The organism is Paenibacillus sp. HWE-109, assembly GCF_022163125.1.
Taxonomy (GTDB): domain Bacteria; phylum Bacillota; class Bacilli; order Paenibacillales; family NBRC-103111; genus Paenibacillus_E.
In genome coordinates, this window is sequence record NZ_CP091881.1 from 7,907,162 (window position 1) to 7,931,102 (window position 23,941).

Sequence of the window (23,941 nt, forward strand, 5' to 3'; positions counted from 1 at the left end):
AGGGATTCGTGTGAAGGCCAAAAGAGGGCGTCCGCGTAATCTTGAAACGCAGCAGTCTATCCTTGCTGCTTCGTATGATTTGTTGCTGGAGCATGGCTTTGGAGTCGTTACTGTTGAGAAAATCGCTGAGCGTGCCCAAGTTAGCAAAGCGACCATTTATAAATGGTGGCCCAATAAGGCAGCTGTTGTTATGGATGGTTACATGTCCGCGGCTACAGCAAGACTGCCAGTGCCTGACACCGGCTCAGTGTTCAATAATGTACTCATTCATGCCACGAATGTAGCCCGCTTTTTGACAAGTCGGGAAGGTAAAATCATTACCGAACTAATCGGGGAAGGACAGTTTGATGCAGGGCTGGCTGAAGCTTATCGAACTAGATACTTCCAGCCCCGTCGGCGCGAGGCCCGACTTTTATTGGAGCAAGGGGCTCAGAGCGGGGAATTGAAAGCAAATATCGATATGGAAACATGCATTGATCTCATTTATGGTCCCATTTTTTATAGAATGCTATTAACCGGGGACAAGCTGGACGATGCTTATGTGGAAAATCTGGTGACAATGGCCTTTGAAGGCATTAAAACACCATCTTAGGATAAACAGTACTATAAAAACTTAGTACTTATTCTTCTTAGCCGGAAAAGCTACAATATTTCTAGTAGATTTCCGGTCAAAGGAGCGTGCCGAAATGAATCAAACGATTTTCACCAAACGAAAATTCCAAGCCTATTGGCTTTTCAATCTGCTGTTGGGTATTCCAACTCCCTATGCGGTCATTTATATGATTTTCGGCTTTTATGGCTTCATGGCGCGGCCGACCAATCAAGAACGTTACATGGCGATAGCTGCTTTCTGTGTTTATGTACTGGTGTGGTTCATTGGCAATTCGATTGTTTTGCGCAAAGAAGACCGCGGGACAAGGTTGGGCATGCTAGTGCTCAGTGTGCTGCCATTGACGATTTCTGCATATATCAGTTTTAAAATCATGGCAGTAATCTCATCGTAATCAGGGCTGCCGCTTAAACAGAACGTGTATGCACCGGTGCCTGGGAGGGTACTCTATAAAAGGATTTTTTATATCCTCATAATGGAGGTTATACGTGCATGATTATTCGCCTTGGCTATGTGGCCATGTCGACTGTGGTCAAGAATGCTTCGCCGTCCAAAACCATGACAGCCACCAATTTCAGCAAGCTGCTGGACCGTGATGCCGCTATTCGGAAGCTGGAACGACTCGGCGCTGAGAATCTGCATAATACACTTCGTTTGCTCAGGCATAATCGTGCCCATGATATTGTGGTTTTCCGCTTATCCTCCAGGCTGATTCCCCTCATTGGTCATGAGATGCTGGGCGATTGGGATCCGATTCCTACACTCGCAGCGGAATTCGCCGAGCTGGGCAGCTATGCCAAGCAGTCAGGCATGCGCATCAGCTTTCATCCCGACCATTTTACCGTGCTGAGCACAGCCAAGGCGGACGTACTGCAGAAGTCCATCCAGGATCTGGAACGGCATTCCGCTATGCTGAATGCGATGGGGTTTGGCGCAGAAGCCATGTGCAATATTCATGTTGGCGGTGCTTATGGAGATAAAGAAAAGGCGGCTAAACGTTTTATTCATAATTTCACCTCGCTGCCTCCCGGGATCCAACAGCGAGTCACCCTCGAGAATGACGACAAAACATTCAATGCGCGAGAGACGCTGGAAATCGCCGAAAAGGTGGGCGCTCCCATGGTGCTGGACATCCATCATCATGCAGTAAATAACGAAGGCGAAGATGCCGCAGAGCTATGGCCGCGTATTCAAGCGACATGGCCGAGCGGGCTGCCTCCCAAAATTCACGCTTCCAGCCCAAGGGGCGAGAGCGATCCGAGAAGTCACGCTGATTACGTGGAAATAGGACCTTTGTTGGCTTTCCTTCAAGCGATAGCGCCCACAACGCCTAAGCTTGATATTATGATCGAAGCGAAGAAGAAGGATGAAGCCTTATTTCAGCTTATGGAGGACTTCAAGCAGCAGGAAGGCGTTACAGTTCTTAATCAAGCGTCGATTCAGCTGTAAACTGTATATTTAATCCTTGAATTGTTGGACAAAATGGGGTACTTTGGAGAATGGGAATTAATGCCGCATAATCCAATGTTGAGAGGGGTTTTACTACCATGAGTCAACTGTTAACCGGGAAAAATATACTTGTTATGGGGGTTGCCAACGATCGCAGTATCGCATGGGCAATTGCTCAATCATTAGCAGCGCAAGGAGCTAACCTTGTATTTACGTTTGAAAATGAGCGTGTTGAAGAACGCGTTCGCAAATTGGCTGACACGATTCCGGGCTCAACACTGATGCCTTGTAACGTAACTGTGGATGCTGAGATTGAAACGCTAGCTTTTACGCTCAAAGAGAAGTTCGGCGTGGTTCACGGTCTCGTACATAGTATTGCTTTTGCCAAAACAGAAGAACTGGACGGGCTGTTTGTTGATACTTCGCGTGATGGCTTCGCTTTGGCTCATGATATCAGCGCTTACTCGCTAGTAGCTGTGGCTAAGCGTATCTATCCGCTGATGACAGAAGGTGGCAGCATCATGACGATGACCTACCTCGGCGCTGAACGCGCGATGAAGAATTACAACGTCATGGGCGTAGCCAAAGCCGCGCTGGAAGCCAGCGTACGCTATCTGGCTGCTGATTTGGGCCAATTCGGAATCCGCGTCAACGGGATCTCCGCAGGACCAATCCGTACCTTGGCTGCCAAAGGCATCAAGGACTTCAACTCCATTCTGCGTCAAGTGGAAGAGAAAGCGCCGCTGCGCAAAACGACCGATACAGCGGAAGTTGGGGATACAGCGATGTTCCTTATGAGCAACCTTTCACGTGGAATCACGGGCGAAGTGATTTATGTGGATGGCGGATACCACATCGTCGGAATCTAAAAAAATAGCGGAAAGCATCCGCATTGCCTAACGGCGATGCGGATTTTTTGTCTTTGGCTTAAAAAATGTAAAAATGTACGAATAAATTGGGATGAAACGCACTAGTATTTAAAACGTATAATTTACTATACTTAAAGTACTTTGAAACTAATGAAAAGAAAGAGTTGATATAAATGGTTAATGGCGAGGCGGAACCGTTCGTAGTAGGGAGCAAAAGCTTTACGGCGGTGGCGATTAATACAGCAGCGAAGGCAGGGCAATGGATTAAAACCAAATTAGGGGATATCAACCGAGTCGACACGAAATTCTCGTCACAGGATTTGGTTACAGAAGTCGACAAAGGGTCTGAGAAACTGATCCGCAACTTGATCTTGACGCATTTCCCAGACCACTCTATTCTGGGCGAAGAAGGCGTAGCACCAGGTCCTGAGGCTTCCGCTAAGGCGCTGCAGGCGATGTCCGACGAGGAATACCTCTGGATCGTAGATCCCATCGACGGCACAACGAACTTCGTTCACGGTTTTCCTTTCTACTCGGTTTCCATCGCGTTAGCCCACAGAGGTGAGGTCATTGTAGGTGTCGTTTATGATCCTACGCGAGACGAATTATTCGTCGCAGAGAAGGGCAAGGGCGCCTATAGACATGGGAAGAAAACGGAAGTATCACTTGAGGACCAATTGTCTCTGAGCTTGGTTGCTACCGGATTTCCAGCTGATCGCCAAGGAGCTCTGGTTACAAATCTCAAAGGGGTGCAAGCCCTTTCTCCTAAAGTGCGCAACCTTCGTGTTGCCGGATCTGCTGCTCTGCACTTGGCTTACGTGGCTGCAGGACGTCTCAGCGGCTTCTGGGAGATCGGTTTGAACTCCTGGGATATTGCAGCAGGCGCGCTGTTAATTCAGGAGTCAGGCGGTCAAGTGACGGATACGGAAGGCAAGCCTTACAATCTGGCTGTTCGGAACGTAATGGCAACCAATGGAAAGATTCATGCTGAGCTGGGGCAGGAGCTTGCTGCTGCAGAAGCCACTGGTTTCTAAGGTACCAATACTTGAAAGAGTCACTGATGTGGCTCTTTTTGCGTAGATAAGGGAGATTTTGGTTCATAGATTCGGCAAGTTAGAGTCTGGTGTAAACGGTTCATATGCACTATAATATGAGATATCAGTTATATTTAAACGTTTCAATTAACGGACTATGCCTATGCATATTCGGGAAATGAATGGGAGAGCTTCTATGACGACCAATACACTTGTACAAGCAGGAAACAGCCCTGACATTGTCACTTTTGGTGAAACGATGGCGCTGCTTATGCCTTCCGGCGGGAAGGGGTTGGAATATTCTTCTGAGCTTCATAGCTTGTTTGGCGGTGCGGAAAGCAACTTGGCGATCGGCATCTCGCGTCTAGGAGGCAAGGTGGGTTGGTTCGGGCGGTTAGGGAAAGACCCTCTCGGCCGGATGATTTTCAAGAAACTCCGTGGCGAAGGCATCGATGTTTCAAGAGCTGAATTGACGGCAGATGCACCGACCGGTCTAATGATGCGCGAAGTGCTTATGGGCAAAACATCGGTCTATTATTACCGCAAGAATTCGGCGGCCAGTCAGACGGGTGTGAAACATTTGGATGAAGCCTATATTGCTGGAGCGAAAATTCTGCACATGACCGGTATTACGCCTGCTCTGAGCGAATCCTGCAAAGAAGCAGTGTTCGAATCTGTTCGTCTGGCCCGCAAACATGGTGTGAAGGTTAGCTTCGATCCTAATTTGCGCCTAAAACTGTGGAGCATCGAAGAAGCACGTCCTGTGCTGCTCGAGCTGGCTCAGCTATCGGATATTTTCTTGCCTGGTCTGGATGAGTTGAAGCTGCTTTATCAAACAGAGGATTGGGATGTTATCGTCAGCAAACTTCGTGAATTGTCGGCGATCTCGATCGTCAAAGGCGGGGAGAACGAGACTTATGTTGTTACCCCAGATGCCATTACAGCTGTGCCTTATTTCAAGGCGGAGCAGGTGGTTGATACAGTTGGCGCAGGAGACGGGTTTTGTGCTGGCTTCTTGGTTGGCTTGACCAAAGGGTTTGAGTATGCGGAAGCCGTGCGTATCGGCAATTTGGTGGGCTCCTTGATCGTTCAGACAGAAGGCGATTGGGAGGGCGCTCCAACTTGGGAACAAGTGGATGCCGTTCTCAATGATGTTAAGCATATCGAACGTTAACTTACAGAGTCATTTCAAAGAGAAGGGAAGATTCCAGTGAAGAAAATTAAATTGGTTCAGCAAATATCAAATGAGGGCGTTGTTGCCGTACTGCGTGGCGAAACGCCGGAAGAAGTTGTCGAAATGGCGGATCAAGCCATTGCGGGCGGTATTAAGGTCATCGAAGTGACGATGACCGTGCCTTTCGCGCTGCGCGCTATCGAGACGCTGGCGAAGCGCTACTCGAGCACCGCGCAGGACGCGTCCAAGTACGCGATTATCGGGGTGGGCACCGCCCTAGACCCGGAGACAGCGCGTGCCGCGATCCTCAGCGGGGCCGAATTCGTTGTCGGCCCCGCGTTGAACCCGCACACGGTTGCGCTGTGCAACCGTTACCGCGTGCCCGTCATGCCAGGATGCATGACGATTCAAGAAATTCAGACGGCGCTTGAGCTCGGCGTCGATATCGTAAAGCTGTTCCCAGGCAATCTCTACTCGCCGGGAATGATCAAGGCCATCAAAGGTCCGCTGCCGCAGGCGAACATTATGCCAACCGGCGGGGTGTCGCTGAGCAACCTCGCCGAATGGATCCAAGCCGGCGCAGTTGCCGTCGGCATCGGTTCCGATTTGACCAGCGAAGCGGTCAAAACCGGCAACTACAGTCTTGTCGCCGACAAGGCTGCCCAATATATTGAGGCCTACAAAGCAGCCAAGAAGTAGGAAAAACGTACGCTCCGTCGAAATATAGACGGAGCGTTTTTTGATGAGAGAAAGGAAGCGAATGATGAAGGTTAGCCAAGCAAAGCTGCTGCTGAAAGTAGAGCAGTTGGAGGCATCCATCGGCTTTTATACGGATCAACTAGGTTGGCGTTTAGTTGAGCGAGCTGATGCGGTACAAGCGGCTGTTTTGCTGCAAATCGTGAAGGACTACCGTGTTGTTGTAACCGCGCATGGCTGCTCATCGAACTGGCTTCAGCCTAAGCCATCCTGCCCCAAACCAGGTGATCTCGTCTACATTGGTGTTGCCTCCGTAAACGAGGTGCATCAATTTCTGTTGGAGCGGGGTGTCCCAAATCTCAGGAAAGAGGAAGACCCAGGCCACATTCGGAAACTGTTTGTGCCTACCCCTGATGGATACTTGTTGGTGTATTGGGAAGAGTTATTTGCATCGAACGAAGAGATTCTAGCCATGTATCATGGTGGAATTGCTGAACTGGAAGAAGCCGTAGCGCACTTATCGGAGGAGCAACTTGATCTCCAAGAAGCACCAGGCAAGTGGTCAATACGTGAACAAGTGCTGCATGTGATTGATCTGGAACTGGTGACCATTCATAAAGTGAAATTCGCGCTAGCTGAACCAGGACGCTCGTATATGGGCAATTCCTTTTCGCAGGATGATTGGAGTGTTGGGCTCCGCTATGCCAGTCGGCCTATTTGCGATGAAGTCCATATGTTCCGGGCTTTGCGTCAGCATATTTTGAATCTGTGCGCCTGCCTGCCGGATGCGTTGGGGCGAACCGTAGTAACGTCCGTAGATCGTGAAGAAACCGTGGCGAAGCTGCTCAAAATGATGGCAGGCCACGCGTCGCACCATATCCGCGCGATATGGCGCATTCGAAGCAGTGAGTAGAAATAAACATATAAAAACCCAAGTCCTCCGAGAGAGGATTTGGGTTTATTGTTGATTTTCGCGGATGAAATTGATATGATAAAGAGTGATTTATAATATATGGGATAAATAACATTATTATCCTAATATAATTATAGCACTAAAACAGCCTTCGTGTCAAATCACAGATCAAAGTGCAGAAAGAGGCGTTGTTTATGCATTTATCCGAGCAGGATTGGGCAGCAGAAAAGCAAAGAGTAGAAGAAGTCACTGGGAAGATTCAGACAAAAATACAGGTGTTGGAGGAGCAGGTAAGCCAGGTGCAGTCCGACGTGGTTGAAATCCGCAAGCATTACTGGGATGACGTCACGATGGATATGAGCACGACGGAAGATGCCGTTGAATCGATCGCCAGCATTAGGCAACAAGCAGAAGTATTGTCTGAACGGGAGCGTACGCATCGACAGGCCTTCGCTGCTTTAGGGAAGATGAGGAAGCTGGTGCAATCACCGTATTTTGGCCGAATTGATTTCAGGGAAAGAGATGAGCGCGGCGGAGATACTATTTATTTGGGAATTGCGGGCTTCTTAGATGAAGAGAAGGATGATTATTTGGTATACGATTGGCGAGCGCCTATTTCAAGCTTGTATTATGATTTTGCGCCAGGGGAAGTCACCTTTAGTACACCGAATGGTGCAGTAGAAGGGGAAATGCTGCTCAAACGCCAATTTGTCATTCGCGATCGGAAGATTCATCTCATGTTCGATACAGGTCTGACGATTGGTGATGAACTGCTGAAACAAGTGCTTAGTCGAAGCTCCGATGCACAGATGAAAACGATTGTTGCAACTATTCAAAAGGAGCAGAACCGCATTATTCGCAATGATCAAGCAAGAATGCTTATCGTGCAGGGGGTTGCAGGCAGTGGAAAGACATCGGCCGCTTTGCAAAGAGTCGCCTATTTGCTGTATAAGCATCGGGATCAACTGAGCTCAGATCAAATGGTGTTGTTTTCGCCCAATCCGTTGTTCAATCATTATGTTTCAACGGTATTGCCAGAACTGGGTGAAGAAAATATGCAGCAGACGACTTATCAGGCCTATTTGGAGCATCGGTTGGGGGATAGATTTGAGATTGAGGACTCTTTTACGCAGTTGGAATATGTATTGCAGGAACAAGATGCAGGAGGCGCAGCCGCTTATCAAGCTCGGTTAAGTGGGATTCGCTTTAAATCATCTTCCGCGTTCCTGGCAATCGTTCAGGCATACCAACTGGGTTTGCAGCAGGAGGGGATGCTGTTTAACCCCATCGTGTTTCGTGATCGAGAGATCGTGAGTGCCGATAAGTTAGTGAAGAGATTTTATAGCTATGATAGCGTGATTCGAATCCCGAACCGTTTGGAGCTTATGCAGGGGTGGCTGCTGGAGCAGTTGGAGCGGTTTGCTGAGCAGGAACGTGAGGCTGCTTGGGTCGAAGATGAGATTGAGCTCCTGAGCAGTGAGGACTATCATCGCGCATTTGAGCGGCTGCGCAAGATGGAGAGAGGCGATGGTGTCACATTTGATGATTATGAGCAGGAACGCGTGCTGTTGGCTCGGATGGTCATCAAGGAGCAATTGAAGCCAGTGCGCGATGCGGTGAAGAGGTTGAAATTTATTGATCTGACGGGCTTGTACGTGCAGCTGCATGATGGGTTGATTGCCGAAGAGCAGGCGCACTGGTCTGCTGTTCATGAGCGGACACATGAGGAACTGTCCAATGGCAGGTTGCCCTATGAGGACGCTACGCCGCTCTTGTACCTCATGGAAGCGGTCTGCGGTTTCCAGACGAACGGTGCTGTGCGCCACGTTATCATTGATGAGGCGCAGGACTATTCTCCGTTTCAGCTGGCTTACCTGAAACGGCTCTTCCCGCGCTGTCGCATGACAGCGCTCGGAGATCTGGGCCAGGCGATCTATGCGCACGCTTCCGCGTACAGCGATATGGAGCCGATCGCCAGCCTGTATGGACCGGAACAAACGGAGGTCATCCGTTTGTTCCGGAGCTACCGCTCCACGCGCGAGATCGTGGAGTTCACCCGCGGCATCGTGCCCGGCGGCGATGCCATAGAGCCCTTCACACGCGGCGGCGCTAAGCCGCGGGTCATCCAAGCCAGCGATCGCGGATCGCTGCATAGCCTGCTGGCAGCCGAGGTGGAGCGGCTGCGCGGTGAAGGCTATGCCTCCGTCGCGATCATAACCAAGACCGCGAGCGAGGGGCGGCTCGCGCATGAAGCCCTTGAGCCCATGGTGGCTGCGCCGCTGGTGCTCGTCACCAAACATAGCCCGACCTTCGAGTCGGGCGTCCTCGTCATCCCTTCGTATTTGGCGAAGGGAGTTGAGTTCGATGCCGTCCTGGTCTATGATGGTTCCCATCATCAGTACGGCCGCGAGAACGACCGCAAGCTGTTCTACACCGCTTGCACCAGAGCTATGCACGAACTGCGCATCTTCTCGCTCGGCGAACCGTGTCGGTGGATCACAGATCAATCCCCCGACACTTATGAATTCGTGGTGGGGGAGGAATTTGTTGAGTGAACTAGTACTATAATCGCTATCCCTTTGGCTCAGGGAGGCGTTGTCGAAGATTCATTCCTGAGGGGAAGGGATAGTGGAAGCAGAGCAGCTAAAGTCGCTATCCCCATCGCTCAGGTCGGAGGAATGTGAGATCTAACCTGAGTTGAGGGGATAGTGGAAGCGGGCGAACTATAGCCGCTATCCCCACCGCTCAGACAGGAGGAATGTGAGATCTAACCTGAGTTGAGGGGATAGTGGAAGCAAGCGAGCTATAAACGCTATCCCCACCGCTCAGACAAGAGGAATGTGAGACCTAACCTGAGGTAAGGGGATAGTGGAAGCAGGTGAGCTAAAGCCGCTATCCCCACCGCTCAGGCCGGAGGAATGTGAGACCTAGCCTGAGGGAATGGGATAGTGGAGCAGGCGAACTATAGCCGCTATCCCCACCGCTCAGGCAGAAGGAATTGAGATACTCCCTGAGGTAAGGGGATAGTGGAAGCAGGCGAACGATAGCCGCTATCCCCACCGCTCAGGCAGAAGGAATTGAGATACTCCTTGAGGTAAGGGGATAGTGGAAGCAGGCCGAACTATAGCCGCTATCCCCACCGCTCAGGCCGGAGGAATCTGAGACTTAACCTGAGGGAAGGGGATAGTGGTTGCTCGTGTCCAGCTCCGTCATCTCTTACCGTGTGGAAGCAAGGTTTTTTTCGTTTTCCCAAGCAGCTTCCAAGCGATGTTTTGAGTGGCTTATAGGCAGCGGCACGCACAACATGCAAAAAGCTCCACAAGACCAACGAGGGTCTTGTGGAGCTTTTAGTTATCTATTCAGTAGCAACGGATTGGTCAGCTTGCATGTTGACCGGGGAAATCCGGATGAAGTTAGCTTCCAGGTTGCTTAGCAAACCTTCAACTTTAGCTGCTGCTTCGGCTTGACCGGAGTTAGCAAGCTCAGCGTGGTAGGCTGTGAGCAATTCTGTCAGATCTTTTTTGCTTTGTACGCCAACAGTTTCAAGTTTAACCTTAGCGCCTTTGGCGATACGACGTTCGATTGCAGCTTGATCAAGACCCATTTCTGGTACGAGACGTTGGTAGATTACGCCACCAGTCATCCCTGCACAGATCCAAGGACCTGGATCGCCCATAACAACGGCACGGCCGTTTGTCATGTACTCAAACGCGAAGCCTTTGAGGTTGGCACGAGCGGCAAGTCCGCCGAGTTCGTCTTGAAGTGGTGTCGTGATCTCGCCGCCGAATACAACGTCAGCACCGGAGAACCGGATACATGCACGCGTATCTGCGCTGCCTTGGATCAAGAACAAACCTTTTTGTGCGCCGTAACCGAAGGATTTACCAACGCTACCATTGATGAAGGTGTTGTTTTTGCCCAGTGCTTTGACGATGGCGACTTTACCGCCGAAGGCCATTTTACCAAGACCGTCTTCTGCTCCACCGTGAACGGTAATGTCTACGCCGCGAGCATTGAACGCAGCCAGACCGTTACCAGGTACAGAACCGTCGATCAGGTTCAAGGATACTTTCGGTAGGTCATCGTAGCTGCCGTCGAAGCGATCTCTTACGCGATGGCTGGAGTAACGAGCTCCGAGAATACGGGACTCAGCATCCACTTTGGACCAGTTGCGTACGATTGGAGCGTCCAGAGCCAAGGAATCCGGGAAGAATTCTTGACCTTCAGCGCCAGCCGCGATACGGATATCGGACGATACAGCGGCTTCTTCCATGGCTCTTTCTGCAGCAGAGATGAACTGCAATGGAGCAGGACGAAGAATGTCGGACAAATCAATGCGGTCAACGTGGCTGATTTGTTCCAATAGATCGGAACGGCCAACGAGTTCTTGCAAGCTTTTGAAACCAAGGGAAGCAACGACTTCACGAACTTCTTCACCGATACCGCCGAACAAACGAACCAAGCTGTCAACAGCAACATCGAATTGACGAGGTACGAAACGACGAAGGCCTTTTTCTTCGGCTTCTTCCATGGAATCGATTTGTGTTGCGATACCAACGTGACAAGTATCCAAGTGACAGCCACGGCAAGTCGTACAGCCGATGGATTGCATAGCGATACTGCCGAAACCTGCGCGGTTTGCACCGAGCATAACCATTTTAACAACGTCAGAACCTGATTTCAGACCGCCATCGGACCACAGCTCTACGCGGTGACGAAGACCGGCTTCAATCAAAGCAACGTGTGCCAATTTCGTTCCAATCTCTGTTGGAAGACCAACGTGTGTCAAGGAGTGAATACGAGCCGCCCCTGTACCGCCGTCGAAGCCGGAAAGGGTAATGACGTCAGCGCCTGCTTTCGCGACACCAACTGCAATCGTGCCGATACCAGGAACAACTGGGATCTTGACGATGATTTTGGCTTTACGACCGCTGCCTTCTTTAAGTTCAGAAATGATTTGCGCCAAATCCTCGATGGAATAAATATCGTGGTTGTTGGATGGCGAGATTAAGTCTGAACCGATCGTTGCGTTACGAGCCGCAGCGATTTTGGCTGTTACTTTGGAACCTGGCAAGTGACCGCCTTCGCCCGGTTTTGCCCCTTGACCGATTTTGATCTCAAGGAATGCTACAGCGTTAGCTAATTCAACGTTAACACCGAAACGACCGGATGCGACTTGCGCACCACGTGTTGTTTTGTAACGGCCAAGCATATCTTTAATCTCTCCGCCCTCGCCGTTCATGGTAACCATGTTCAGGCGATCGCCGGCTTCAGCGTAGGCACGGAAAGCTGTTTCGTTCTGTGAACCGAAGGACATGGAAGAGATCAACATCGGCAAGGAATGACCGCCAATGGAGATATCAACTTGAGACGGGTCGAGCGCTTTGCGGCCATCGCTCAAAGCTTTGGCTACATTAAATCCAGCAATATGACGAATGGAAATCGGGTTCTTCTTCTCTTCTTCGCGCAGTTTGTCGCGGTAGTCGCTGTAAGGAGCAGCTCCGGATGCAGCATCGCCCAAAGCTTTCCACATACGTTGGAAGAAACGGAAGTTTTTCGCCGCTTTCGCTTTCGGATTCGTGAAATCGTTGTAACGCGCTTCCGCATCTGCTTCAAGCACAGCGAAGCTTGTTCCTGCTTTTTCGCTACCTAGGTAGTTCACGATATCCAGCACCTCAGCAACTTCCGGGTGGAAGCCGATGGAGGAGAAGAAACGTGTGTAACCGCGAAGCTCGTGCGTACCGATAGTGGAGATGACTTTCTCCAAACCTTTGGATAGAGCAGCGTATACTTTGCGAGCTGCTGCTGCGTTGCCTTCTTTGTCAGAAGCCGTCGAGAACAACAGATAAGGTGAGATAACATCGGCTCCAAGTCCGCAAGCAACAGCGATATCATGCAAGCTGCGAATAGCAGCGGAACGCAAGATCAATGTGACATGTCGACGCAAGTTATCGCCGAAGCCTAGTTTCTCAGCACGAAGTGCGATATCGATTTTGGAAACAGCCAAGTGCGGCTCCAACCACAAGCGATCATTTTGGTGTGCGTCAGCATCGTCTAGAACGAGAAGCGCTGCGCCATTGCGAGCAGCGGAGATAGCGTCAGCAGCCAATTTATCCAATCCTTCGCTGAGCGAAGTTCCTCTTGCGAAAGTAGCGGAAAGAACGGCAACTTTGTTATCCCCTTGCGCACGGAACAAGGCAAGCAATTGCTCATACGATGGCTGGGACAAATGTTCTTCACTGTCGACACCGTTCGTACCTTCAAGCACGAGTGGAGCCAGCAGCTCAAGACGCAAGTTCTCATCTACTTGCCCATAAACAGGTGTACGTGTACCCGCAATGATACGAGTGGAGAAATGCTCCATTTCACGGTCGCGGTCAATCGCTGGATTGGTAACAACCGCTACGCTTTCTTTAATGAAGTCAGGCACGTTCTGGCGTTCCCAAGCTAGTGCAGCATGAGGAGAATCGTGACCTAGGGAACGGATAGGCTCAGCGCCTGTTTCTGACATGGTTTCGATATGTTGAATACCGTCACGATCCCAACCGAATGCACTGTACAACTGATCTGTTGCCACAATGTTGTCATTGAGATCAGCTTGTGTATCCGTTTTGACAGGATTCAGGAATCTCCGAAGGCCGCCAATATTCAGACGTTTGCTTGCGCGGTCATATACTAAGCTTTGAACTTCGTGGTAAGGGATAACTTGAACGTGTTCACCTGGTGTCAGGACAACGCCCACTTTCTCACCTGGTGCGATTGGTTTCGGGTCAGCGACCATTTCACCAACCGTAATGACGCCTTGCTCGGAGGAGAAGTAGAGGGAAGTATCGCTCTCAACCATCCAGACCGGACGAAGACCAAGAGCATCTACGCTGAAAATACACTCGTTGCCATAACGGGAAACGATCCCCGCAGGACCTTGGGCAAAGTGGCCCCAAACTTGACGGTAGTACACATATAAATCTTGAAGTTCCGGACGGAACTGTTTCATTTCATTAATAATAGGAGGGAATACCATTTCCATCGCTTCAAAAAGAGACAGACCAAAGCGGTGGATGAACGTTTCGATCGTTCTGTTCATGTCCTGGGAGTCAGAACCGCCGCTAACGAGCGGAACGCCAACCATGTCGGCCTCGATGCGAAGTTTCTTAACTGTGTTGATTTCACCATTGTGCCCTAGCAGGGAGAACGGTTGAACGCGGAAGAAGCTGGATAATGTGTTTGTGGAGTAACGGTTGTGACCGATGGTAACTTGGGATGCAAACAAAGCATCGCGCGTGTCGTTGAAATATTTAGGAAGGATACTTGCCGCTCCAAGCACTTTGTAAGCAGAAGTTACATTGCTTAGCGTTGCTACGTGAACATTGTATTTGTCTTCAATTGCGATGTGCAACTCATAAAGGTGATCAGCCACTTGGCCTTCTGTTTGGTTACTAATCCCTGCAATTTGCCAGAAAGTAGGCTCGTCATTCAAACCGTTAGGTCCAAGAACGCTGCTGTCTACTTGGTTCTCTTGCTCGAGGATAATCGATACATCATGGGAAGCGAAGAGCTCGCGAATGCCATTTTGGATCTCGGTAACAGTCAGGTCCAGCTTGCGTGGAACAAAGATATGTCCAACAGAAAAACGGTTATCGTAGGCAAGTTTGCCGTCTTGACCCGCATCGGTTAATTTCTTTTCCCAAAGAGCGCGTGGAATATCCGTTAAAATACCGCAACCGTCGCCTTCACCATTGATAAAACCCGAGCGATGTTCCATTTTGACAAGGGAATCAATCGTTTTTTGGATGTTATCACGGGAAGGGTGACCGTTCTTTTCAATAATACAAATAATACCGCAGCTGTCGTGTTCAGTTCCTAGTAAATCTTGAAAACGGCCTTCATTACGCATAATTTCATTCATTGCTCTGGTCAGTCGCCTGACCGTCACCTCCCATACATATTTAAACTCCTCTGGCACTACATTTCTTGCATTCTGGCACTATAGAGCCCGCAACTCTCAGCATTTTCGCGGATTAACCACAAATCGGTTAAAAACGAAAGATGCATGATTATGAATAAAAATGCAATCTAACTGAATAGCATGTCAATTTCAAAGGGGTTACTCCCTTAAAATAAGACTTTAATCGACCCGCCTTAAAGTAAGGCATCACACACAAAAATCAAGGGCGAATTTGTAAATCATGCCCTAACTTTCTAGGGAAATACTGTGAAAACACGACATTTCGTGAAAAGGGTAAAAGTAATCTTAGAATAGCATGAAAAACTTCATCCGACAATAGTTGCAGAACGAAAACACAAATGTAAGCGCTGCCTTTTTTGTATATTCGTGAATAAAACCAAATTATTCCTAGCATGGAGTGCTCTGAAAATACGAACGAACTCTGTCGCACATAGGATCATAGTTCGTTTCTGGGACATGTTGGGGAATTGACCAATGTCTAAATATATATCGAAATGCGTCCGATCCCCTGGGGAATGGTCGGATTCTTACGTTTTCATGGAAGGTGAATATCCATAAGTTTCGTCGAAATATTTAAAGTTTTCCCCCTATTCAGACGATGAGTGGTAAGGGCGAAGCTGGTGAATGATCTAAGGTTAGCGAGTGAAATTGGAAGTAAAAAGACCTAGCCAGTGGCTAGATCTTCAAGTCCTTGCACCTTCGCAAGCCTCCTTGCGAACTCAATACCCTTTATTCGGCCAAAATCGCTCATTCTGAAAATCTAATGAATGCCAGATGAGCTATTTCAAGAAATTCATAACAATTCGGCGAATAAAGTGCCGGGTAACGCTAGTTCAGTTCATTACATCTCCAAAGCAGCCATTTTCTCGTCGATAAGCATCCCACAGTTCATTAGATGCCACTCAAGACCGAGAACCTCCAAAGCAAAGAGGTCAACGGCGGACGTCAACAAAAGGGAGAATCTCTAAAATCCACTTCAAAACTCTTAGACAGAGTATGGGTGCAGTGAGGCTAATTAACGCGCCTTCATCGTTTTGAAGGCATGATCAACGGCTTCGAGTGTCTGGGCGATATCGTCATCGGTATGGGCAAGCGTCATAAACCATGCTTCATATTTGGAAGGGGCAAGGTTGATGCCTTGCTCCAGCATGAGCCGGAAGAAATCTGCGAAGCGTTCGCCGTCCGTGTCCTGCGCTTCGTCAAAGTTCGTGACAGGATGGTCGCAGAAATGGGTGGAGAAGGCGCCGCCGATGCGATTCAGCGTCAAGGCAATGCCGTGGCGGGCGGCGGATTCCGCGATACCGCCAGCGAGGGTTGCGCCAAGCTGCTCCATCTTGGCGTAGACACCAGCCTGCTGGAGTACTTCCAGGCAGGCGATGCCGGCCGAGATGGAGGCGGGATTCCCCGCCATCGTGCCGGCTTGATAAGCAGGTCCGAGCGGAGCGACCTGCTCCATCACAGCCTTGCGGCCCCCGTAGGCACCGATCGGCAGTCCGCCGCCTATCACTTTGCCGAGGGCCGTAAGGTCCGGCTCGACGGCGGCGAAGCGCGCCGCCGCCTCAGCCGTGCCGCCCTCCACGAGCGGGAGGCCGGCATAGGTTTGCGCCGCTCCATAGTGGAAGCGGAAGGCTGTGATGACCTCGTCGTAGATGACGAGGGCGCCATGCTTGCGAGCAGCTGCGCAGAGCTGCTCGAGGTAGCCAGCATGGGGCATGACCATGCCGAAGTTGCCGACGATGGGTTCCACCATCACCGCGGCGATCTCTTCACCCCAACGCGCAAGCGCGGCCTCCAGTGCCGGAATGTCATTGAACGGCACGGTGATGACCTCTTGCGCGATGCTCGCCGGTACGCCAGCGCTGTCTGGCGTACCCAGCGTGGACGGCCCGGAACCAGCCGCCACCAGCACTAGATCGGAGTGGCCGTGGTAGCAGCCGGCAAACTTAATGAGCTTGGTGCGCTTCGTGAAAGCGCGCGCCACGCGGATCGTCGTCATCACGGCCTCGGTGCCGGAGTTGACGAAGCGCACTTTGTCGAGCGAAGGAATCGCCGACTTGAGCATCTTGGCGAACTCGATCTCGAGTTCGGTTGGGGTGCCGTACAGCGTGCCATTCTGTGCGGCGCGGCAAATCGCTTCGGTCACATGCGGATGCGCGTGACCTGTAATGATAGGGCCGTAGGCGGCGAGGTAGTCAATGAAGCGATTTCCGTCTACATCCCAGAAGTGTGCGCCTTGCGCACGCTTCATGAAGACGGGGGCGCCGCCGCCGACGGCTTTGAATGAGCGGGAAGGAGAGTTGACCCCGCCTACAATATGTTGAAGGGCTTCTTGATATAACAGCTCGGATTGTTTGCGTTCCATGTAAGTAACCATTCCTCTACTAAAATGATGTAACTGTTCTTGGCTTGTACTTATCTTACTAAAAAGCCTCTATCCTGTCGGGCGCTAAGCCCAATACAAGTAGAGGCTATGATCTCTGGCAGGTTGGTTAAGTCGTTATTTCGCCGTAGTCGTCTTCACAGAAGACTTAGGCGTAGGAGACGGTGATGGCTTCGTAGGACCGGAATCTGCATCAGCTTTCCCAGCGAATAGATCCTTCACATATTGCTGGAGCTTATCTTTGTTCGCTGTGATGACGTCGGCACCGCGAACGTTCTTCTCAATCAGCAATTCGGTTGGCGGCAATTGGGAACTGATAATGCCTTCTGCTTTGGACTCGTAGCCGAGTGTAGCTAGCTTGACCATGTCATTGACACTGAGATTAGTATCGATGTAAGGATCCATCGCATTTAGAATTTTTGGCATTTTAATGAGGGAAGAGGTTGTTTGCATCTTCTGAACAACGGCGGTCAGGAATTTGCGTTGCCGCTCTGTACGCGTGAAGTCGGATAAGGCATCATGTCGGAATCGCACATATTGCAACGCCGTTTTGCCATCCAAATGCTGTTGTCCCTTTTTTAAATTAATATCGTACACATGATCGTCTTCGGAGTCTGTATATTTCATATCCTTCTCGACATCAATATCGATGCCGCCAACGGCATCAATGAGAGCAATAAATCCTTTGAAATCAGTATAAACATAGTATTGCACCGGAATCCCCAGCAAATCACTGACCGTTTTCATAGCGAGGTTCGGGCCACCGGATGTGATAGCTGTATTAATGCGATCTTCGCCTTCGCCCGGGATTTTCACGTAAGTGTCGCGCAGAATGGAGAACAGGTGCGCTTTCTTCGTTACTGGGTCAATGGAGGCAAGCATAATACTGTCAGAACGAGGGAGTTCATTCTTCTTCATACCGCGGGAATCTCCACCCAGAAGCAGAATATTCACGCGTTGTTTGCCTTCCCATTTGGGCGGGGTGTATTTGTCCCCTTTATCTTTAATGCTCTGGGCAATGGTTGTGCCTCCGCCTCTGGGAGTCTCCGCTTTGTGGGAAATATTATTAGCGAACTGGTAGAAGGAATAGGTGTAATAACCGGCTGCGACGATAAGCAGCAAGGCTATCAGGAGCAAGGTTCGTTTTAAAATTCTCAAATTATGTGCGCTCCTTTCATAGGTAGAGATTATCTGTACTTTTTTTTCTTACAGATTTAATGTATCATGAGTTTGGTGAGTTTGTAGAACTTGTTGTACAAATCATCGTTATGATCCATATTATAGATGCTACGAAACTTCGATAGCAAGTTACGGCGATTTTTGCCACAATATGTAGCCGAGTCTATACAGACAGGGGGAAGTTCATGTTAGCCATAGATGTAGATTTACTTCGCAAGGAATTTCAGGTTCAGCAAAGCCGTGGTGGCTTAAAGGGTGCCTTTCAAGATTTATTTCATCGAGAATACAAGCAGATCACCGCTGTGAAAGATATCAGCTTTCAAATACCAAAGGGCGAAATATGTGGATATATCGGTGAAAATGGCGCCGGCAAGTCCACGACGATCAAAATGCTTACGGGGATTCTTGCCCCAACCTCCGGACATATCAAAGTGAACGGTTTCGTTCCATTCAAGGAGCGTGAGAAGTTCGTTGCCGGCATCGGTGTTGTGTTCGGTCAACGCAGTCAGCTATGGTGGGACATTGGCGTTGTTGAATCCTTTCAATTATTGAAGAAAGTGTATCGCGTGTCAGAGGCCGACTACAAAAAGCGTCTGGATGAACTCGTCGATCGCTTACAGCTATCCGATTTGTTGTCACGACCTGTTCGCAAGCTAAGCTTGGGGCAGCGGATGCGCTGTGAATTAGCGGCCTCTCTCCTTCACAATCCTGCTATCCTGTTCTTGGATGAGCCTACGATTGGTTTGGATATCGTTGTCAAAACTGAAATTCGTGAGTTCCTCAAATCGCTGAATCAGCGGTATGAAACGACGATTTTGCTGACTACGCACGATTTGCAAGATATTGAAGCGCTTTGCTCCCGCGTTATTATGCTCGATGATGGCCGTATTATTTATGATGGCGGACTCGAAGAACTTAAAGTGAAGTGGGGGAAAGGCAAGGAAGTCGTGCTCCAGTTTGAGAATCCAGTTACACTGGGCCGTCTCCAGGAGCTTACTCTTGGCTTAGACGTAGCCTGGCAGCTCGAAAATGAACTGTCAGCAAAAGTGTTCATACCGCATGAACGCGCCAATGTTTCCGAAGTTCTCAGCCGTGTCGTCGGCGTTTTGCAAATTCAAGATATTAAAATCAATGAAACGAATACCGATGATATCGTCCGTGAAATTTACAAATCCGGCTCAGCCGATGTGAAACGTCCCGATGAAACGGAACAGCCAGAGGGAGCCATTTCCCATGCTTAGTGCTTATCTAGAAGTTGTCCGCATGCGGTTTCTCATGATGCTGGCCTACCGTGTGAACTACTACAGCGGCATTTTGATTTACGCGCTTAATATTGGTTCTTATTACTTCGTCTACAAAGCGATTTATGGCGGGCAAGAGATGCTGGGCGGCTTAACGCTGGGGCAGATGACGACGTATGTCGCCGTTTCTTGGATGGGCCGCGCCTTTTACTTCAACAACTTGGACCGTGAGATCGCCAGTGAGATTCGCGACGGCAGTGTAGCGATTCAGTTCATTCGTCCTTATAATTATGTATTCGTGAAAATGATGCAGGGACTCGGTGAAGGCGTATTTCGATTACTGCTCTTCACGACGCCTGGCATGATCTTCATTTGGCTGCTTTTGCCGATTGAATTTCCGACGGACCCAGGTTTATGGGCGATTTATTTCGTCATGTTATTTTTCAGCTTTCTTATTAATACCCAATTAAATATCATTACCGGCCTGTTTGCCTTCTTTTTGGAAAATAATGAAGGTTTGATGCGCATGAAACGCATTGCTGTCGACCTGTTCTCCGGATTGATTATTCCAGTTACTTTTTTCCCAGGCTGGTTCGGATCCATGCTGAAGTGGCTGCCATTTCAAGCGATTACTTATTTGCCAAGCGCAACGTTTACCGGGAAAATTTCAGGAACTGAGATTGTTTCGAGCCTTGGTATACAGGCTTTGTGGTTCTTGCTGCTGATTATTCCGATTTACGCCCTCTGGGTAAAATCCAAAACACGTCTGTTCGTTCAGGGAGGGTAACGCGATGTTCTATATCTCCCTTGTAGCCGACTATCTCAAAAATTACATGAAAACGCGTCTCACCTACCGATCGGATTTCTGGATTGAAGTTGTTTCCGATTTGTTGTTCAATGGACTGAATTTATTCTTCATTCTTGTCGTATTTCTCCAAACGCAATCACTGGGTGGCTGGAATCAAGAACAGATTTTGTTCATCTATGGTTATTTTATGATACCGTATGGCATATTTATTTCCTTTTTTAATCTATGGGGCTTTAGTGAGCGCTATATTGTCAAAGGGGAAATGGACCGCATTCTGACGCGTCCTGCTTACAATCTGTGGCAGCTGATGCTCGAAAATATGGATCCGGCTTCTCTGTTTAGCGCCGTAGCTGGTATAGTCGTGATGATTTACTCGTGGATTAAGCTGGGCATTCCGTTCCATTGGCATGATCCGTTGATTTTCATCTTGATGGTCATTGGGTCCATTCTTATTTATGCAGGAGTATACATTTCGCTGACAGCGCTGGCCTTCTTCTCTGATGCGCCGACCGGGATCCTGCCGCTGATTTGGAATATTCAAAACTATGGCCGGTATCCGGCAACGATATATAACAAGCTGCTTCGCAGTATTTTAACGTGGATCTTGCCGTTTGCGTTCGTTGGCTTCTATCCAGCCGCGTATTTCATTGACCCGGATAACTGGAAGTGGTTTGCGCTGTTGACGCCTGTCATGGGTATTGTCTTCAGTATTATTGGCATCAGCATTTGGAATATCGGCGTTCGACGTTACCGCGGTGCGGGATCTTAAGGAATGTTATTTAAAAAAGGGACTGACTCCACAGGCCAGAAATGGTCTGAGGAGCAGTCCCTTTTTATTTGTAGAATCAAAGCGCCCTGCGGATGACTTTCTTATAATGCTGCACGGATAAGATTCCGAAGATCGAATACAAAGCCGTATACAGCACCATGACGATCATCATGGGTGTCCATAGCTCTGCGCCGAAGAGGAACCAACCGGACTGCACGGCGAAGTAGCTGTGGAAAAGTCCGACGATCAAAGGGATTCCGAAGTTAAATAACTGTTTGAGCTGAATGCCTTTCAGCAGGTCTTCTTGCGTGTAGCCAAGCTTTCTTAGAATGGTATAGGTCGGTCGCTCATCTTCGCTCTCATCCATCTGTTTGAAATAGAGAATACAGCCGGATGTGATCAGGAAAGTGAGACCCAAGAATCCGACGATGAACATGATGAGCCCCATCTTATTCTTCTGTTCGTTCGCCATGATGAGGCGGGAATCGTTGTGAGATGAATTGCTGTCTAAGCCAAGCTCTTGGAAGATCTGATTGGCTGTTTGAATTTCTTTGTCATTCGCGATATCTATCCCCAAATAAAGCGAGGATTCCTTTTGAATAGAAGGATCCTTATCTTGCTTCAAGCGGCTGAACACCGTTTCATCTACAACAACAACCGGCAGGCCGCCGCTGGCAAAATACCAAGATATCACGGACTGCTTTTTGGAACCTAAATACTTTTGCTTAATCTCCGTCTGCTGCCCTTTAAGCTCGATTTGGCCGGAATTTTTGAGACCCAGGAATTTCTGCAATAGATCGTCCATGCCCGTAAAAATCGCTTCATCAGGGCTTAGATCAACGATTTTGGCATCCTTTTCACTGATCACTGGGATGATTAAATCGCTCCGATCAGGAACAATTCCCTTCATTTTGGATTTAAAAATATCTTCCAAATTAGCTTTTACCTGAACGATCTCAATGCTTGTATCCGTGTGTTTGATTTGGCGAGCATCTAACGCGGCTTTAAACTTGTCGGCTTCGGCGATACGGGTCATGGTGAAATGGGCTGGCACGTTATTTTTCGCCGATTTTTCCGCAGAGTAGTAAGAAATGTAACTCAAAGACAGCAAGCCGATCGCAAGAGCGGACACCGTCGTGATCACGGTTAAGAGCAAGGCATTGGATTTCATGCGAAACATGATCGAGGAGAGTGAAAGGACTTCGCGTACGTTCAAATAGCCGTTCTTCCTCTGGCGGATGCTGTTCAGGATTAACTGGACAGACCCTTTGTAGAAGAGGTAGGTCCCGATAATGACAGCGGCCAGAATGAAGATCATCGCTGCGAAAAGCTCGAACATCGTCGTGAAATCTCCGCTGAACAGCTTCGAGGACACATAGTAGCCGAGTAGGATGAGTATGAGTCCCAATATGCCTAGAATCGCTTCCGTGAGGGACATTTTTTTTACCTTGATTTCCGTAGATGAGGAGACCCTGAACAGTGAAAGGATCGTCTGTCTTTTAATGAATACATAGTTGACTAGCATAATAAATACGTAGATCGCGCCAAATACGATAAAAGTCTGAATGAATGCTTTAGTAGAAAAATGCAGCGTAGCTACGGCTTCTACACCCGTTATCCGGAATAAAATCATTAGGATGAGCTTCGACACCGAGAATCCGATCAATGATCCGACAAGCAAGGAACCGAAGTATAGAATGAAGTTCTCCGTGCTGAGAATCCGGAAAATGGCGGATTTGGTCATGCCGATTAATTGCAGCAAGCCAATTTCTTTGCTGCGTCTTTTTACAAAAATGTTATTCGCATATAAGTTGAAGATGGCTACGATAGCGACTAGTAAAATAGAGGCGGCACGAATCGCCGCTGCGCCTTTAATCGAGCCTTTGGCTTGGTCCAGGGCGGGATCATACTGCAGAGTGACGAAAGCAAAGTAAAGCGCAACGCTGAACATTAAGGCAAACACATATAAGTAGTAATGTTTGATATTTGACTTCAAGTTTTGCAAAATCAGTTGATTAATGCTCATGCTGCACCCCGCCCAGCACACCTTGCGTCTTCATAATATCTTGAAAGAAAGCTTGCCTGGTTTCTTGCCCCTTGTAGAGCTGTGTATAGATCTGACCGTCTTTGATGAAAATAACGCGGCTTCCATAGCTCGCGGCGACAGAATCATGAGTGACCATGACGATGGTCGCTGTTCGTTTCTGATTCATATCGCTTAACTTGTGAAGCAAGTCGGAAGCGGACTTCGAGTCGAGCGCGCCTGTCGGCTCGTCAGCGAAAATAATGCCTGGCTCATGGACGAAAGCTCTGGCTGCTGAGGTCCGCTGTTTCTGACCGCCGGAAATTTCATTCGGATATTTATCCTTGAGCTCGTAAATCCCGAGTTCGGTGGCGACCGCCTGGAATTTCTGATCAGCCTCTTGCCGTGAGGCTTTGGTGATGGATAGTGGAAGGAGGATGTTTTCCTTCACCGTCAACGTATCGAGCAGATTGTAATCTTGAAAAATAAAGCCCAGATGATGCTTCCGGAACTCAGCCAACTGCTTCTCTTTCAGGTTGGTAATTTCCTTGCCTTCAATTTGAATGGAGCCTTGGCTCACGCGATCAATCGAAGAAAGGACATTCAGCAAAGTGGTCTTGCCTGAGCCTGATGCGCCCATGATGCTGACGAATTCCCCTTTTGCAATGCTGAGGTCCAGGCCCTTAAGCACTTCTTGCTTGTTGAACTTGTTGCCATAGCTTTTATGAATTTTGTTTGCTTCCAAAATGGTCATCATACACACTCCTTTATTCGTTAGCTTCATTATAGAAAGCTGCGCTTCGTTTTTCCTTCGATTCAACGAACAAAGA

General features: G+C 49.0%; 17 protein-coding genes. 12 read left to right on the top strand and 5 right to left on the bottom strand.

Annotation, left to right across the window (positions count from 1 at the left end):
• The first annotated feature begins 10 nt into the window (after nt 1–10).
• From LOZ80_RS34140 to helD, 9 genes are all read left to right on the top strand, one after another.
• Entirely contained in the window at nt 11–592 is a 582-nt protein-coding gene (locus LOZ80_RS34140; protein WP_238168684.1) for a TetR/AcrR family transcriptional regulator, read from the top strand.
• Between the two features lie 94 nt (nt 593–686).
• A complete protein-coding gene (locus LOZ80_RS34145; protein ID WP_238168685.1) occupies nt 687–1,004 on the top strand; it encodes a hypothetical protein in 318 nt (105 codons plus the stop codon).
• A gap of 98 nt (nt 1,005–1,102) precedes the next feature.
• Nucleotides 1,103–2,059, top strand: a complete 957-nt coding sequence (uvsE, locus tag LOZ80_RS34150; RefSeq protein WP_238168686.1) for a UV DNA damage repair endonuclease UvsE — start codon at nt 1,103–1,105, stop codon at nt 2,057–2,059.
• A 98-nt stretch (nt 2,060–2,157) separates the two neighbouring features.
• Entirely contained in the window at nt 2,158–2,928 is a 771-nt protein-coding gene (fabI, locus tag LOZ80_RS34155) for an enoyl-ACP reductase FabI (RefSeq protein WP_238168687.1), read from the top strand.
• Between the two features lie 173 nt (nt 2,929–3,101).
• A complete protein-coding gene (locus LOZ80_RS34160; protein ID WP_238168688.1) occupies nt 3,102–3,962 on the top strand; it encodes an inositol monophosphatase family protein in 861 nt (286 codons plus the stop codon).
• Nucleotides 3,963–4,158: 196 nt separating this feature from the next.
• On the top strand, nt 4,159–5,136 hold the full coding sequence (locus tag LOZ80_RS34165) for a sugar kinase (protein ID WP_238168689.1): 978 nt from the start codon (nt 4,159–4,161) through the stop codon (nt 5,134–5,136).
• Nucleotides 5,137–5,172: 36 nt separating this feature from the next.
• Nucleotides 5,173–5,835, top strand: coding sequence for a bifunctional 2-keto-4-hydroxyglutarate aldolase/2-keto-3-deoxy-6-phosphogluconate aldolase (locus LOZ80_RS34170; RefSeq protein ID WP_189015703.1), 663 nt, complete (start codon nt 5,173–5,175; stop codon nt 5,833–5,835).
• Nucleotides 5,836–5,878: 43 nt separating this feature from the next.
• Nucleotides 5,879–6,745: a DinB family protein gene (locus tag LOZ80_RS34175; protein ID WP_238168690.1), complete on the top strand. Its 867-nt coding sequence runs from the start codon at nt 5,879–5,881 to the stop codon at nt 6,743–6,745.
• A gap of 194 nt (nt 6,746–6,939) precedes the next feature.
• The gene (gene helD / locus LOZ80_RS34180) at nt 6,940–9,300 is read left to right on the top strand and encodes an RNA polymerase recycling motor HelD (RefSeq protein ID WP_238168691.1); all 2,361 of its coding nucleotides are present in this window, start codon (nt 6,940–6,942) and stop codon (nt 9,298–9,300) included.
• Nucleotides 9,301–10,100: 800 nt separating this feature from the next.
• Here the strand turns inward: helD and LOZ80_RS34185 are convergent.
• From LOZ80_RS34185 to LOZ80_RS34195, 3 genes are all read right to left on the bottom strand, one after another.
• Nucleotides 10,101–14,651, bottom strand: coding sequence for a glutamate synthase-related protein (locus LOZ80_RS34185; RefSeq protein WP_238168692.1), 4,551 nt, complete (start codon nt 14,649–14,651; stop codon nt 10,101–10,103).
• Nucleotides 14,652–15,726: 1,075 nt separating this feature from the next.
• A complete protein-coding gene (locus tag LOZ80_RS34190; protein WP_238168693.1) occupies nt 15,727–17,073 on the bottom strand; it encodes a glutamate-1-semialdehyde 2,1-aminomutase in 1,347 nt (448 codons plus the stop codon).
• Nucleotides 17,074–17,208: 135 nt separating this feature from the next.
• Entirely contained in the window at nt 17,209–18,249 is a 1,041-nt protein-coding gene (locus LOZ80_RS34195; protein WP_238168694.1) for an LCP family protein, read from the bottom strand.
• 206 nt (nt 18,250–18,455) lie between these two features.
• Here LOZ80_RS34195 and LOZ80_RS34200 point away from each other — a divergent pair, with 206 nt between their 5' ends.
• From LOZ80_RS34200 to LOZ80_RS34210, 3 genes are read left to right on the top strand one after another with little or no spacing between them, the layout of a single operon-like run.
• Entirely contained in the window at nt 18,456–19,511 is a 1,056-nt protein-coding gene (locus tag LOZ80_RS34200; RefSeq protein WP_238168695.1) for an ABC transporter ATP-binding protein, read from the top strand.
• Nucleotides 19,504–20,298, top strand: a complete 795-nt coding sequence (locus LOZ80_RS34205; protein WP_238168696.1) for an ABC transporter permease — start codon at nt 19,504–19,506, stop codon at nt 20,296–20,298. The genes LOZ80_RS34200 and LOZ80_RS34205 overlap by 8 nt, the downstream gene beginning before the upstream one ends.
• A gap of 4 nt (nt 20,299–20,302) precedes the next feature.
• Complete coding sequence (locus tag LOZ80_RS34210; protein WP_238168697.1) at nt 20,303–21,088, top strand: ABC transporter permease; 786 nt, start codon at nt 20,303–20,305, stop codon at nt 21,086–21,088.
• Nucleotides 21,089–21,164: 76 nt separating this feature from the next.
• On the opposite strand, the gene LOZ80_RS34215 is transcribed toward LOZ80_RS34210, so the two are convergent.
• Both LOZ80_RS34215 and LOZ80_RS34220 read right to left on the bottom strand, forming a co-directional pair.
• Nucleotides 21,165–23,114, bottom strand: coding sequence for an FtsX-like permease family protein (locus tag LOZ80_RS34215; protein WP_238168698.1), 1,950 nt, complete (start codon nt 23,112–23,114; stop codon nt 21,165–21,167).
• Nucleotides 23,104–23,865 carry an ABC transporter ATP-binding protein gene (locus LOZ80_RS34220; RefSeq protein WP_189015685.1) on the bottom strand — a complete coding sequence of 254 codons (762 nt, stop codon included), beginning with the start codon at nt 23,863–23,865 and terminating at the stop codon, nt 23,104–23,106. Before LOZ80_RS34220 ends, LOZ80_RS34215 begins: the two co-directional genes overlap by 11 nt.
• Between the last annotated feature and the right edge of the window lie 76 nt (nt 23,866–23,941).

Coding starts and splice junctions, on each gene's coding strand:
- LOZ80_RS34145 (WP_238168685.1), top strand. CDS start 687: ATGAATCAAACGATTTTCACCAAACGAAAATTCCAAGCCTATTGGCTT.
- uvsE (WP_238168686.1), top strand. CDS start 1,103: ATGATTATTCGCCTTGGCTATGTGGCCATGTCGACTGTGGTCAAGAAT.
- fabI (WP_238168687.1), top strand. CDS start 2,158: ATGAGTCAACTGTTAACCGGGAAAAATATACTTGTTATGGGGGTTGCC.
- LOZ80_RS34160 (WP_238168688.1), top strand. CDS start 3,102: ATGGTTAATGGCGAGGCGGAACCGTTCGTAGTAGGGAGCAAAAGCTTT.
- LOZ80_RS34165 (WP_238168689.1), top strand. CDS start 4,159: ATGACGACCAATACACTTGTACAAGCAGGAAACAGCCCTGACATTGTC.
- LOZ80_RS34175 (WP_238168690.1), top strand. CDS start 5,879: ATGAGAGAAAGGAAGCGAATGATGAAGGTTAGCCAAGCAAAGCTGCTG.
- helD (WP_238168691.1), top strand. CDS start 6,940: ATGCATTTATCCGAGCAGGATTGGGCAGCAGAAAAGCAAAGAGTAGAA.
- LOZ80_RS34185 (WP_238168692.1), bottom strand. CDS start 14,651: ATGAATGAAATTATGCGTAATGAAGGCCGTTTTCAAGATTTACTAGGA.
- LOZ80_RS34190 (WP_238168693.1), bottom strand. CDS start 17,073: ATGGAACGCAAACAATCCGAGCTGTTATATCAAGAAGCCCTTCAACAT.
- LOZ80_RS34200 (WP_238168695.1), top strand. CDS start 18,456: ATGTTAGCCATAGATGTAGATTTACTTCGCAAGGAATTTCAGGTTCAG.
- LOZ80_RS34205 (WP_238168696.1), top strand. CDS start 19,504: ATGCTTAGTGCTTATCTAGAAGTTGTCCGCATGCGGTTTCTCATGATG.
- LOZ80_RS34210 (WP_238168697.1), top strand. CDS start 20,303: ATGTTCTATATCTCCCTTGTAGCCGACTATCTCAAAAATTACATGAAA.
- LOZ80_RS34215 (WP_238168698.1), bottom strand. CDS start 23,114: ATGAGCATTAATCAACTGATTTTGCAAAACTTGAAGTCAAATATCAAA.
- LOZ80_RS34220 (WP_189015685.1), bottom strand. CDS start 23,865: ATGACCATTTTGGAAGCAAACAAAATTCATAAAAGCTATGGCAACAAG.